The 12440-nt window shown below is 49.4% G+C and carries 12 protein-coding genes and 1 riboswitch; of the genes, 10 read left to right on the forward strand and 2 right to left on the reverse strand.

Annotated features, from left to right (window positions below; genetic code table 11):
• The first annotated feature begins 385 nt into the window (after positions 1–385).
• The 10 genes from HU147_RS00915 to HU147_RS00960 all read left to right on the forward strand — a co-directional run bounded on the left by HU147_RS00915 (position 386) and on the right by HU147_RS00960 (position 10046).
• Positions 386–1210: an undecaprenyl-diphosphate phosphatase gene (locus tag HU147_RS00915; protein ID WP_224074447.1), complete on the forward strand. Its 825-nt coding sequence runs from the start codon at positions 386–388 to the stop codon at positions 1208–1210.
• An 81-nt stretch (positions 1211–1291) separates the two neighbouring features.
• Positions 1292–1469, forward strand: a riboswitch (cobalamin riboswitch).
• A 156-nt stretch (positions 1470–1625) separates the two neighbouring features.
• Positions 1626–2111 carry an acyl-CoA thioesterase gene (locus HU147_RS00920; protein ID WP_224074448.1) on the forward strand — a complete coding sequence of 162 codons (486 nt, stop codon included), beginning with the start codon at positions 1626–1628 and terminating at the stop codon, positions 2109–2111.
• 1 nt (position 2112) lies between these two features.
• Positions 2113–4395, forward strand: coding sequence for a ribonucleoside-diphosphate reductase subunit alpha (locus HU147_RS00925; protein WP_224074449.1), 2283 nt, complete (start codon positions 2113–2115; stop codon positions 4393–4395).
• 12 nt (positions 4396–4407) lie between these two features.
• The gene (locus tag HU147_RS00930) at positions 4408–5454 is read left to right on the forward strand and encodes a ribonucleotide-diphosphate reductase subunit beta (protein ID WP_224074450.1); all 1047 of its coding nucleotides are present in this window, start codon (positions 4408–4410) and stop codon (positions 5452–5454) included.
• The gene (locus HU147_RS00935; protein ID WP_224074451.1) at positions 5435–5923 is read left to right on the forward strand and encodes a flavodoxin domain-containing protein; all 489 of its coding nucleotides are present in this window, start codon (positions 5435–5437) and stop codon (positions 5921–5923) included. The genes HU147_RS00930 and HU147_RS00935 overlap by 20 nt, the downstream gene beginning before the upstream one ends.
• 33 nt (positions 5924–5956) lie before the next feature.
• The gene (locus tag HU147_RS00940) at positions 5957–6172 is read left to right on the forward strand and encodes a hypothetical protein (RefSeq protein WP_224074452.1); all 216 of its coding nucleotides are present in this window, start codon (positions 5957–5959) and stop codon (positions 6170–6172) included.
• A 274-nt stretch (positions 6173–6446) separates the two neighbouring features.
• Positions 6447–7367: a cysteine synthase A gene (cysK, locus tag HU147_RS00945; protein ID WP_224074453.1), complete on the forward strand. Its 921-nt coding sequence runs from the start codon at positions 6447–6449 to the stop codon at positions 7365–7367.
• A gap of 124 nt (positions 7368–7491) precedes the next feature.
• The gene (locus tag HU147_RS00950; RefSeq protein ID WP_224074454.1) at positions 7492–8280 is read left to right on the forward strand and encodes an ABC transporter ATP-binding protein; all 789 of its coding nucleotides are present in this window, start codon (positions 7492–7494) and stop codon (positions 8278–8280) included.
• Positions 8264–9019: an ABC transporter permease gene (locus HU147_RS00955; RefSeq protein WP_224074455.1), complete on the forward strand. Its 756-nt coding sequence runs from the start codon at positions 8264–8266 to the stop codon at positions 9017–9019. The genes HU147_RS00950 and HU147_RS00955 overlap by 17 nt, the downstream gene beginning before the upstream one ends.
• 37 nt (positions 9020–9056) lie before the next feature.
• Entirely contained in the window at positions 9057–10046 is a 990-nt protein-coding gene (locus HU147_RS00960) for an ABC transporter substrate-binding protein (protein WP_224074456.1), read from the forward strand.
• Positions 10047–10098: 52 nt separating this feature from the next.
• Here the strand turns inward: HU147_RS00960 and HU147_RS00965 are convergent, their stop codons facing one another.
• Positions 10099–11292, reverse strand: a complete 1194-nt coding sequence (locus tag HU147_RS00965) for a thiolase family protein (RefSeq protein WP_224074457.1) — start codon at positions 11290–11292, stop codon at positions 10099–10101.
• The gene (locus tag HU147_RS00970; RefSeq protein WP_224074458.1) at positions 11289–12428 is read right to left on the reverse strand and encodes a muconate cycloisomerase family protein; all 1140 of its coding nucleotides are present in this window, start codon (positions 12426–12428) and stop codon (positions 11289–11291) included. Before HU147_RS00970 ends, HU147_RS00965 begins: the two co-directional genes overlap by 4 nt.
• Between the last annotated feature and the right edge of the window lie 12 nt (positions 12429–12440).

Consider the following 12440-nt stretch of genomic DNA (forward strand, 5'->3'; position numbering starts at 1 on the left):
GTGCATCTCCATTTTTATAAGATTAACTGAACTATGTAAACTTTTTATCAAATAATTATTTTAAAATCACAATTTAATATCATAGCACGATTTTAATTTAATGAAAGAGTTAAGTATTCAACAGCGAAAAGTAAAAGGATTCAGAAAGTTAGTATTTTCATATAACAGGTAAATGGCTGCTTTTTTAATCTTTCTTACGCTTATAAATTTTTTCGGATAGGCTGTGTAAATGGCTGAAAAAGGTGTATGATAAGACTGGCAAAAATTTAAAAGCAATAGGCAAAAATACTTGGCAAAATTTTTCATTAAGGCCGGCTGTTTTTACTGCCTATTTGGGTTATTTTATAAAGAGGATAATTAGTTGAGGGCAAAGGAGAAAAAGAACATGCAGTTTTGGGAATTATTTGTGGCAATGGTATTGGGGATTGTTGAAGGCTTGACGGAATTTGCGCCGGTCTCTTCAACGGGCCATATGATCATCGTCGATGACATTTGGCTGAATTCAAAAGAACTTTACACAGAGCCGGTCGCGAACACGTTCAAAGTCGTCATTCAGCTGGGATCGATCCTCGCTGTTGTCATCGTTTTTAAAGACCGTTTCAAAGATTTGCTCGGATTGAACCGAAAAGAGACAGCCGGCAAAAAACAGCGGCTCAGCTTAACAAAAGTAATTGTCGGATTGATTCCGGCCGGAGTTCTCGGCTTATTGTTCGAAGATTACATAGATGAATATTTGTTTTCTGTGGAAACGGTCATCATCGGGCTTGTTCTTGGAGCGATTCTGATGCTGATCGCCGATTACGTCACCAAGAAAAAACCGCATATCGACACGGTTGACCAGATGACCTACAAGCAGGCATTCGGAATGGGGCTGTTCCAGTGCCTCGGCCTCTGGCCCGGATTCTCGCGTTCCGGTTCAACGATTGCCGGCGGGGTTTTGCTGAGAATGAGCCACCACTCAGCAGCTGACTTCACATTCATCATGGCGGTGCCGATCATGCTGGGCGCCAGCGGCCTGTCACTGTTGAAAAACTGGGAGTACTTCACGATGGATGCCCTTCCGTTCTTTATCGTCGGTTTCATCAGTGCCTTTATCGTGGCGCTCGTCGTCGTCAAATTCTTCCTGAAATTGATCGACAAAATCAAACTGGTGCCTTTTGCAATTTACCGAATTGTCCTTGCTGCATTGATTTATATTGTTTATCTGTAAAGGCTTGTAAAAAAACATTTGCTCCTTTATAGTTTAGGAATACAATATTTAGTGTATTTAAAGACTAACAACCCCATATATAGTAAAACCAATAACAATGGTGCCTGAAAAGGCTTAATAGGGAATCCGCTGAAAAACGGAGCTGTACCCGCAACTGTAAGTGCTGACGAACTATGGCAATCCACTGTCCAACGGACGGGAAGGACATAGTGTAGGAAGACGCACGAGCCAGGAGACCTGCCATCGTTATAAGTTAATGACCTTCTCCGGGAGCTGGGAGGTATAACGAAGGTACTCTGCGCGGTGCAGCGGTTTTTTGCCGGTTTCCGCCTGATTATTTACGTTTATCCGACCCATCCTCTCGCTTGAGAAGATGGGTTTTTTGTATGCACAAATACCGACTGGAGGAATGAAAATGACACAGCAAATTACAGCAGGCCGTTCGCGGACCATCCAGACCAAATTGGTGCTGCCGCCGGACACGAACCACATGGGGACCATTTTCGGCGGTGCAGTGCTCGCCTATATCGATGAAATCGCCGCCGTTACGGCGATGAAACACAGCGGCAAAGCGGTGGTGACCGCATCGATCGATACGGTGAACTTCCTGTCGTCCGCACGGGTCGGCAATGTCCTGCTTCTGGAAGGCGTGGTCATTTCCACGGGGCGCACTTCGATGGAAGTGTACGTGAAAGCGGAATGCCAAAGCATCGAGTCAGGCGAGAAAACCTTGACGACCACCGCCATTTTGACCATGGTCGCCGTCGATGAAGCAGGAAAGCCGACGCCGGTGCCGGGAGTGGTGCCGGAAACGGAACACGAGAAAAAGCTGTTCAAAAGTGCACAGGACCGCAAGCAGCGCCGCATGAAAATCAACGAATACGCAAAGGAGCTGGTTTGATATGAATACAATCACCCACACAGAAAAGGATGCAGTGACAAACGCGATCCTGCGGGCGAGAGATGTCTACAAACTCGACGCCGCACCGCTGCTCGAAAAAGTTGCAGACCTGGAAACGCAGGCAAAAGGCGAGCAGTCTTTGATTTATGCGCTCAACCGCATTTCCATGGCCGAGCCGGATTGGACATTTGTTGCCGCGGAACTTTATTTGAACGATTTGTATAAAGGAGCGGCGAAAAGCCGGGGCTACCAGGCAGAATCCAAATACGGAGATTTTTATGAACTGGTGGAAAAACTGAGCAGCATCGGCATCTATTCCGGCGATTTGCTGAAGAGCTATTCAAAAGAGGAAATTCAGGCTCTGGGCAATGAAATCCAGGCAGACCGCGATTTATTGTTCAATTACATCGGGTTGTTTTTACTGGCAGACCGCTATTTGGCGAAGGATTACGAAGGAAATGTCCACGAATTGCCGCAGGAGCGTTTCCTCGTCATCGCGATGACTTTGATGCAAAACGAACCGCAGGAAAAGCGGCTGGACTTAGTGAAGGAAGCTTATTGGGCGATGAGCAATCTGTATATGACCGTTGCCACGCCGACGCTGTCAAACGCCGGCAAGAGCTTTGGCCAGCTGTCTTCCTGCTTTATCGATACGGTGGACGATTCGCTTGACGGCATTTACTTGAACAACTGGGACATTGCGCGCCTCAGCAAAGACGGCGGCGGCATCGGCGTTTATTACGGAAAAGTGCGGGCGCTCGGCTCCGACATCAAAAAATTCAAAGGCAACTCGTCCGGCGTCATTCCGTGGATCCGCCTTGTCAACGACACTGCGGTCAGCGTCGACCAGCTCGGCCAGCGCCAAGGCGCGGTGGCGATTTACCTGGACGTGTTCCATAAAGACATCATGAACGGCTTCCTGGATTTGAAGACAAACAACGGCGACGAGCGCCGGAAAGCACACGACATTTTCACCGGCGTGGCGATTCCGGACCTGTTCATGGAAAAGCTGAAGGAAACCGATGAAAACGGCCGCAGCACCGGCGAATGGCATACGTTCTGCCCCCACCAAGTGAAGACCATCATGGGCTGGAAAGACGAAGCCGGAACTGCGCTTGGCCTGGAAGACTTTTACGATGAAACGGACATTAAGCACTTCCAGGAAAAATACGAAGAAGCGGTGGGCAACCCGTTATTGCCGCGGAAAACCTACCGGGCGATGGACATCATGGCACGCATCATGGTGTCGCAGCTTGAGACCGGCACGCCGTATATGTTCTACCGCGACGAAGTCAACCGCCAGAACCCGAACAAGCACTTGCGCGGCAAAGGGCGTACGTCGATTTACTGCAGTAATTTGTGTACAGAAATAACCCAGAATATGTCAGCTACAACGATCACGAAAGAGTATACGGACGAAGACGGCAACCTAGTAATGATCCGCAAGCCGGGCGATTTTGTCGTCTGCAACTTGTCATCGATCAACTTGCCGCGCGCAGTGAAAGCGGAAGTACTGGAGCGCCTTGTGCCGATTCAGATGCGCATGCTGGATAACGTCATTGATTTGAATACCATTTCCGTCGGCCAAGCCGATGCAACAAATAAGAAATATAGAGCAGTTGGTTTAGGAACTTTCGGATGGCACCATCTTTTGGCGCTCGAAGGCATCCACTGGGAAACCGAAGAAGCCGTGGCCTTCGCCGATAAATTATATGAAGAAATCGCCTACCACACGATCCGCTCTTCCATGGAACTCGCCAAGGAAAAAGGCGCTTACCGCGAATTTGCAGGCTCCGAATGGGAGACTGGCGAGTATTTTGAACGCAAAGGCTACACAAGCGTTCGCTGGAACGAACTGCAAAGCGCCATTACGGAAAATGGTGTCCGCAACGGCTGGATGATGGCGGTGGCACCGAACTCATCGACGGCCAAAATCGGCGGCTCCACAGACGGCATTGATCCGCTCTATGCGGTGGAATTTGCGGAAGAAAAGAAAAACTTCAAATTCAAAGTGACGGCGCCGGACCTTGACCACAACACCTATGATTATTACCGCCGCGCGCGCCACGTGCTCGACCAGAACTGGAGCATCCGCCAAAACGCGGCCCGCCAGCGCCATATCGACCAGGCCATCAGCTTCAATTTCTATGTGCCGCATACCATCAAAGCGAAAGAATTGCTGGGACTGCATTTTGAAGCATGGGAGCAGGGCTTGAAGACGACGTATTACGTCCGCAGCACATCCCAGGCGGAAATCGAAGAATGCGAAGCATGCCAAAGCTAAGGAGGAACCACTATGTCCATTCACGCACCATTGCAAAAGATCAAGCTGCTCAATCCCGAGCAGCCGAATAAATCCACCAGCATCATCAACGGGGAGTCTTCTGGTTTACTGAACTGGAACGATATCGCCTATCCGCAAATGTACGACTTGTACCAAACGCTTTTGTCGAACTTCTGGAAAGCCCAGGAAATCAATATGCAGGACGACATCAAGCAATGGGATCATTTGACGGACGTCGAACGCGACGTGTTTCTGCGCATCAACACGCAGCTGGCGTCGCTCGACAGCCTGCAGACGCCGACAATGAGCCAGGCGATGGACTATGTCACCGACTCGAGCTTCAAGGCGATTTTCGCGGTCATTTCCCAGCAGGAAGCGGTGCACAACGAGTCGTATTCGTATATCCTGAGTTCACTGGTGTCGATCAGCGAGCAAAATGCGCGCTTCAACCAGGCGAAAAGCGATCCAATCGTAAGAAAGCGCAACGACCTGATTCTGGATGCCTACGAGGCGTTCCGCCAGAACCCAACGCCGCAGACCTTGTTCCGCTTGAGCGTCAATTCGATCAACCTGGAAGGCATTTATTTCTACGCCGGCTTCGCCTTTTTCTATCATTTGGCGCGCCAGCAGAAAATGCTCAAAACGAGTACGATGATCAGCTACATCCAACGCGATGAAATGCAGCATGCGTATTTCATTTCCCAGTTTATCCGCATCATGCTGACGGAAAATCCGGAACTGAATACCGAAGAAAATATCCAATACGTCTACGACGCTGTTGACAAAGCGGTAGGGCTGGAGAAAGAATGGGCGCGCCACATTCTGAAGGACATCCAGGGACTTGATTTGGACGAATTTGAAGGCTATGTCGAATACTTGGCCAACAAACGCCTGCGCCAGCTCGGTCTCGACAATCTGTACGCAGAACAAAGCAACCCGATGCCATGGATCCAGGTGTTTGGCGATGACATGATGAATGAAACCAAATCGGACTTTTTCGAGCAGAAATCCCGGACCTATTCGAAAGTGTCGCAGTCGAATGGCTTTGACGAACTATGAGCCGCGGATTGCCATCGTCTACGCATCTGTCACTGGGAATACGAAAGCGGTGGCGGAGATATTGCAGGAAATCGGCCTTTCCAAGGGGATGGAAGTGGAGCTTTGGCCAGTAACGGACTTTCCGCTTAGTGAACTCTCCCGTTACGATGCAGTTCTGGTCGGCACATACACATGGGGCAGCGGCGAGATTCCGAAAGAAATGCATGGTTTGTTTGAGGCATTTGAGAGCTCGGAACAACCCGGATTGGTGACGGCTGTTTTCGGAACCGGCGACAGCTTTTTCGCCGAATTCTGCGGCGCTGTCGACCGCTTCCGGGACATGCTGTTTGTAAAGACGGATTTGGCGGCCACTTTGAAAATTGAACTGGCGCCGCAGGAAACAGATGTTTCACGCTGTGAGAAACTGATGGCCAGCCTCCTCAAGCGGCTAGCGGTGTTTTCCTGGAAAGCAGACGGGTATAGAGCTTAAAAGGAGAATATCCATGCTGAAGGAGGAAAATGAATGGCAGTAAACAAATGGTGGAAACTTGGTGCCGCAGCCGTTTTATCAATCGGTGTACTTGCAGGATGCGGCAACGGCAACAACGATGATTCGAATAACGATGACCAGAATGAGATGAATGACAACCAGAACGACGACAATAACGATGACGACAATGATTCAGATGATGACAACGACAATGATAACGATTCAGATGATGACAACGACAATGATTAAATGAAATCGAAGCAGGCTGCGCAATAGTTGCGGCCTGTTTTTTATTTCTCAGGCTATTGATGGTTGAGTGGAAGAAAAAATCATAAGAAGAAAAGCCAAAAAAGGTTGTAGAGGTATTTGCAGGTATTTTATGGAACTTACTTAACCGGTTTTTCAGCGTTCAGATGAGTATGCTTTTAGAATGTTGGAGGATTCCTGGTTGGTTGCCTGCTCCACTTGTATTACAATATAAGATAAATCCTATAACCCAGATAAAGAAAGGTCGTTTTTCTTCATGAAACCAGTTAATAATATAACCGATCTGATTGGCAACACTCCGGTTGTCAAATTGAATCGAATCGTGCCAGAGGATGCAGCGGATGTCTATGTCAAACTCGAGATGTTCAATCCGTCCAAAAGCGTCAAAGACCGGGCAGCCTTTAATATGATTAAAATGGCTGAAGAACAAGGACTTATTGGAGAACAAGCAACAATCATCGAACCGACTAGCGGAAATACCGGCATCGGCCTTGCGATGGTGGCAGCTGCCAAAGGCTACCGTTCCATTCTTGTGCTGCCGGATAATGCGACACAAGAACGCATTAATTTATTGAAAGCATTCGGCGCTGAAGTTGTGCTGACGCCGGACCATGAAAAAATGCCGGGAGCCATAAAAAAAGCACTTGAACTAAAAGAAGAAATTCCAAATAGTTTCATCCCGCAGCAATTTGAAAACGAGGCGAATCCGGATATCCATCGCACCACCACCGCTTTGGAAATACTTGAACAAATGGACGGCGAGTTGGACGCTTTCATCGCTTCCGCAGGTACCGGCGGAACGATTACAGGAACCGGAGAAACCTTGAAAGAACATTTGCCGGAATTATATATAGCAGTCGTGGAACCAAAAGGCTCGCCGGTTTTGTCCGGCGGAAAACCCGGAAAACATAAATTGGTGGGCACCAGCCCTGGATTTATACCCGATATCCTAAATACCCAAGTCTACGATGAAATTATGGCGATCAACGATGAAGATGCCATCGATATTTTCAAAAGAGTTGCCCGCGAAGAAGGGATTTTTGTTGGCCCATCAGCTGGAGCTACCATTTACGCAGCGATCGAAATTGCCAAGCGCCTCGGGAAAGGCAAAAAAGTCCTTTGCATCGCACCAGATACAGGCGAACGATACCTTAGTATGAACCTGTTTGATGAATAGAACATTTTTTAGAAGAGAGGAAGTCCTCTCTTCTTTTTTTATGGATAAAAAAGCAAGCTTGACAATCTTTTAGAGTTCTCTATACTTTATATAATGTAATCCGATAGGAAAGGTATGTTTTAATATGTTCATTGATATAAAACAAATTAATAAAGTTTATTTAGATCAAAATCAAAAGCCAAATACCATTCTGAAGGATATCGATTTATCCATTCAAAAAGGGGAATTCGTCTCCATTCTCGGACCTTCAGGCTGCGGCAAATCCACACTGCTTTCGATGATTGCCGGTTTGACCGGAGCAACTTCGGGAGAAATTATTGTCAACGCCAAAAAAGTGGAAAAGCCGGGCAAGGACAGAGGGATGGTTTTCCAGGAAGCTGCGCTTTTTCCTTGGATGAATGTGACAGAAAACGTGATGTTTCCTTTGCGGAAAGAAATGTCCAAAAAGGATGGCTTGGAGCGGGCCCGCCATTTCCTGGCGATGGTCCAGCTTAGCAATTACGCCAACCATTATCCGCATGAATTGTCGGGTGGTATGCAGCAGCGCGTATCGATTGCCCGTTCTCTTGCGATGGATCCGGCTGTGTTATTGATGGATGAACCTTTTGGTGCGCTCGATGAGCAGACCAGAAGCCGCCTGCATGGCCAATTGGAGAAAATCTGGATCGATACGAAAAAGACAATTGTCTTTGTCACACATAGTATTTCTGAATCGATTAAACTGTCTGACCGAATTATCGTCATGGGCACACGGCCTGGAACGGTTCTGGCTGACATCAAAGTGAATATTCCCCGCCCGCGCGAAGAGCATAAGCCGGAAATGGCCGTTCTTGAAGGGGACATTATGGAAATGCTGAAGAAAGAAATTGATAAGGTTGTCAATGAGGAGCTTGCATATGAAGCCACTAGTTAAACGCCTGATTTTCTTTGCAGCACTCATCGTTTTCTGGGAACTGGGGTCACGGTTTGAACTCTGGCATGAAACCATCTTGCCTTCACCACTTAGTGTTTACGAATCATTGGTTGCCGGCTTTTCCGATTTAACCTTGGTCTATGATTTGGCGGCGAGTTTCCGCCGGCTGCTCATTGGTCTTGTGGTATCCATCTTGATCGGTACGGGCGTCGGGATCTTGCTCGCCCGTTCTCAAACGGCCGATGATACACTCGGCACCATGGTGCTTGCTTTGCAAAGCGTACCGAGCATCGTTTGGCTGCCTCTGGCGATGATGTGGTTCGGGCTTGGCGAAGGCGCGATCATATTCGTTGTCATCTTGGGCGGAACATTCGTCATGACATTGAATGTCCGGACAGGCATTAAAAACGTCAATCCGCTCTATATCCGGGCAGCCCGGACGATGGGATCGAACGGCATTGATTTATTCATGAAAGTCATTATCCCGGCTTCTGTCCCTTATTTGGTAACCGGGGCGCGACTTGCCTGGGCATTTGCATGGCGGGCACTGATGGCCGGGGAATTGCTCAGTGCAGGTCCCGGGCTTGGGTACACGCTTCGGTATGCATCCGATTTCGGCAATATGTCGCTCGTTATCGGCGTCATGATCATCATTGGGGTGGTCGGCGCAGTGGTCGATCAATTGATTTTCCAGCGCATTGAAAAAAACGTCCTCAGACGATGGGGATTGGAAGCATAATTCATAGCAGAATAAAACCTTTAGGAGGAACTATAGAATGAAAAAATTCATTGGATTTATGGCCATCATCGCCTTAGCTGGAATTCTTGCAGCTTGCGGTTCAGCGGAAACAGCAAAAGATGATGCTTCAACCGTGACAATCGGCTATTTCCCGAACCTTGACCACGTCCCATCGATGGTCGCGAAAGAAAAAGCCTTGTATGAGAAAAATCTGCCGGAAGGAACAAAAGTCGAGTATGTTACATTTGCGGATGGATCAGACTTCATGACGGCTTTGAAAACCGGAGACATTGATGGAGGTTTGGTAGGGCCGGGTCCGGCGATGAACAACTATACGAATGGCGCTGACGTGACCATGATTGCTGGCGGCGCTTCAGGCGGTACGGTAGTAATGGCGAGAAAAGGCAGCGGCATTGAATCGGTCGAAGATATGGCTGGAAAAACATTCATTACGCCTCGCGTAGGCTGCACGCACGATGTTCAATTTGAAACTTTTATGAAAGAAGCGGGAATCACTTCCAACCGCATCGGCGGGAAAATGCTTCACCAAACCGGCAAACCGGCTCAATATGAAGCCATGTTTGCTACAGAAAAAGTGGATGTGGCTGTAGCTCCTGAACCATGGGCAACCGTTCTCGAACAGAATACTGGCGCTGAAGTGATCATTGAATCGGATGAAATTTCGTTCGGGACAACATTGCCGGCCTCCGTATTGGTCACTACGGGACAATTGGTTGAAGAAAACCCGGAAATGGTCCAAGGCATTGTAGATGCGCATAAAGAAGCGACTGCCTTTATCGCTGAAAACCCGGAAGAAGCGAAGGAAATCACCATCACTGCGATTGATGATATCACTGGCCAGAAGCTGGACAAATCAGTAATCGACGGCGCGTGGAAGAACATGATTTTCGACACTGCACTTGCTCCTGAAGAAATTCAGGCATTCGGCGACGCTTCATTCGATCTTAAATTCCTGAAAGAAAAACCTGATTTCGCATCCCTTGCGGATACCCAATTTTTAGACTAATAAATAAAAAGGCCGGCAGATTTTGATATCTGCCGGCTTTTCTATTTAGTCTTTAAACCCTCAAATTCTCCACAACCGACGCAATCCCCATGCCGCCGGCGATGCACAGCGTTACAACGCCGTATTTCTTGCCGGTGCGCTCGAGTTCATGCACGAGCTTGGTCAACAGGATGGCGCCTGTCGCACCGATCGGGTGGCCCATCGCAATGGCGCCGCCGTTCGGATTGACCCGGCTGCGGTCTGCACCAAGCTCGTTGATGCAGGCAACGGCCTGAGAAGCGAAGGCTTCGTTCAGTTCGATGATGTCGATGTCTTCAATTTTCAAGTCCGCTTGCTTCAACGCTTTGAACGTTGCGTGCACGGGACCCATTCCCATTAATTCCGGGGAGCAGCCGACTGCGGCCTGTGCAATGACGCGCGCTTTCGGCTGGAATCCTTGTTTCAATGCTTCATCTTCCGACATGACAAGTAATGCGGCTGCGCCGTCGTTGCGGCCGCTGGCATTTCCTGCGGTAACGGTGCCGCCTTCTTTGAATACCGGTTTTAATGCCGCCAGTTTTTCGAGCGAAGTTTGGCGCGGATGCTCATCCGTTTTAAAAGCAATTGTCTCTTTGCGTGCTTTCACAGAATAAGGCGCAATCTGCGAATCAAACAAGCCTTTTTCAATCGCATTCGCTGCCCGTTCCTGGCTCTCTAAAGCGAACTCATCCTGTTCTGCCCGCGAAATCTTGTATTTCTCTGCGACGTTTTCCGCCGTGATGCCCATATTCAGCTCGCCGTATGTTTCCACCGGCTGCGAACCGGGCTGGCTCGCTGTGTTCGGGTCTTTCAGCATGACGTCGCCTGAACCCGTACCGAAGCGCACTTTATTGACGTAATAAGGCGCGGTGCTCATCGATTCGGCGCCGCCTGCGATGATGATATTACTCAAGCCCATGCCGATTTGCTGAACCGCGGAGTTGACTGCCTGGACGCCTGAACCGCATTGGCGGTGCAGCGTATAGCCCGGCACTTCGACCGGGAGGCCGGCGCGCAGCAAAGCAACGCGCGCCAAGTTTGAAACGTCTGCACTTTGCTTCGCCTGTCCCATAATCACTTCTTCTACTGAAGCGGGTTCGAGCCCTGTGCGGCGGAGCAATTCTTCGATAACATGGGCGCCGATCCGATCGACGGTTTCATTGCCGATTGTGCCGCCCAGTTTTCCGATGGCGGTTCTGACAGAATCTACGATCACTGCATTCTTCAATTCATCATCTCCTGTTTTCCGGAAAATTCCCGTGCGTAATGCTTCACTTTTTCCTTGTCGATTTCCATGCCGAATCCTGGACCGTCCGGAACAACTACTTCAAAATTCTCGAACTTAATGTCATTGACCGTGACGTTGTCTTTAAACAATAGGGGACCGAAAATTTCGGTGCCGAATTTCAAGTCGGAAACGGTTGAGTACAGCTGGGCGCAGGCCGCCGTGCCGAGGCTCGACTCGATCATCGTGCCGCCGTATAGGCCGAGGCCTGCCGCTTCGGCAATGCCGACCACTTTTTTCGTCTGCGTCATGCCGCCGTGCTTGCACGGTTTCAAGGCAATCGAATTGCCGGCTCGGGTTTTGGCAATCCGGAAAACGTCCTGGATGCTGGTCGCCGCTTCATCTGCCATGATCGGCACGCTGAATTTAGCGGTCAGCCGGGACATGCCTTCAAAATCCCAGGCCTGCAAGGGCTGCTCAACCATCGACACGCCGCCGTCCTGGAGTGCTGCGATGCAATAGTTTGACGTGTCTTCATCCCACGCCTGGTTGACGTCGACCGTCAGGCGCGCCGCGTCGCCGAGCGCTTCTTTGATGCGGCGGACGTGCTCGACGTTCTTGAACGGATCGCCTTTGCCGATTTTCAGCTTGAAGATGTTATGGCGTCTTTTCTCCAGCATTTCCTGTGCTTCTTCAATGTCTTTTTCGGTATTGCCGCTGGCGAGCGTCCATGCAATCGGCAGGGATGTATGAATCTGGCCGCCGAACAACTCGAAAGCGGGGATGTTTTTCGCTTTCGCCGCCAAGTCGATAATGGCATTTTCCACAACGGTTTTGGCAAAATAATTGCCGCGGACAAGTTTCGCGACATCGTTCATGATCCGGTCAAAATGATTCGGATTCTGTCCGATAATCAGAGGGGTGATATAGGCATCGATATTCGCCTTGATGGCTTCCGGCGTCGATTCGCCGTAGGAAGCGCCGCCAATCGTCGCTACTTCCGACCAGCCTTCGCGGCCTTCGTCGTCCTTCACGCAGCCGACCACAATCGTCTGCACGGTAATCGTGTGCATCGCCAGCTGATGGGGGCGGATGGTCGGCAAATCCAATATATAAACTTCAAAAGAACGTATTTTCATGCGAATAAACCC

Source organism: Planococcus chinensis, assembly GCF_020071995.1.
Taxonomy (GTDB): domain Bacteria; phylum Bacillota; class Bacilli; order Bacillales_A; family Planococcaceae; genus Planococcus; species Planococcus chinensis_A.

Excerpts from the sequence above, each read along its gene's own strand:
- HU147_RS00915 (WP_224074447.1), top strand. The coding sequence starts at position 386 with ATGCAGTTTTGGGAATTATTTGTGGCAATGGTATTGGGGATTGTTGAA.
- HU147_RS00920 (WP_224074448.1), top strand. The coding sequence starts at position 1,626 with ATGACACAGCAAATTACAGCAGGCCGTTCGCGGACCATCCAGACCAAA.
- HU147_RS00925 (WP_224074449.1), top strand. The coding sequence starts at position 2,113 with ATGAATACAATCACCCACACAGAAAAGGATGCAGTGACAAACGCGATC.
- HU147_RS00930 (WP_224074450.1), top strand. The coding sequence starts at position 4,408 with ATGTCCATTCACGCACCATTGCAAAAGATCAAGCTGCTCAATCCCGAG.
- HU147_RS00935 (WP_224074451.1), top strand. The coding sequence starts at position 5,435 with ATGGCTTTGACGAACTATGAGCCGCGGATTGCCATCGTCTACGCATCT.
- HU147_RS00940 (WP_224074452.1), top strand. The coding sequence starts at position 5,957 with ATGGCAGTAAACAAATGGTGGAAACTTGGTGCCGCAGCCGTTTTATCA.
- cysK (WP_224074453.1), top strand. The coding sequence starts at position 6,447 with ATGAAACCAGTTAATAATATAACCGATCTGATTGGCAACACTCCGGTT.
- HU147_RS00950 (WP_224074454.1), top strand. The coding sequence starts at position 7,492 with ATGTTCATTGATATAAAACAAATTAATAAAGTTTATTTAGATCAAAAT.
- HU147_RS00955 (WP_224074455.1), top strand. The coding sequence starts at position 8,264 with ATGAAGCCACTAGTTAAACGCCTGATTTTCTTTGCAGCACTCATCGTT.
- HU147_RS00960 (WP_224074456.1), top strand. The coding sequence starts at position 9,057 with ATGAAAAAATTCATTGGATTTATGGCCATCATCGCCTTAGCTGGAATT.
- HU147_RS00970 (WP_224074458.1), bottom strand. The coding sequence starts at position 12,428 with ATGAAAATACGTTCTTTTGAAGTTTATATATTGGATTTGCCGACCATC.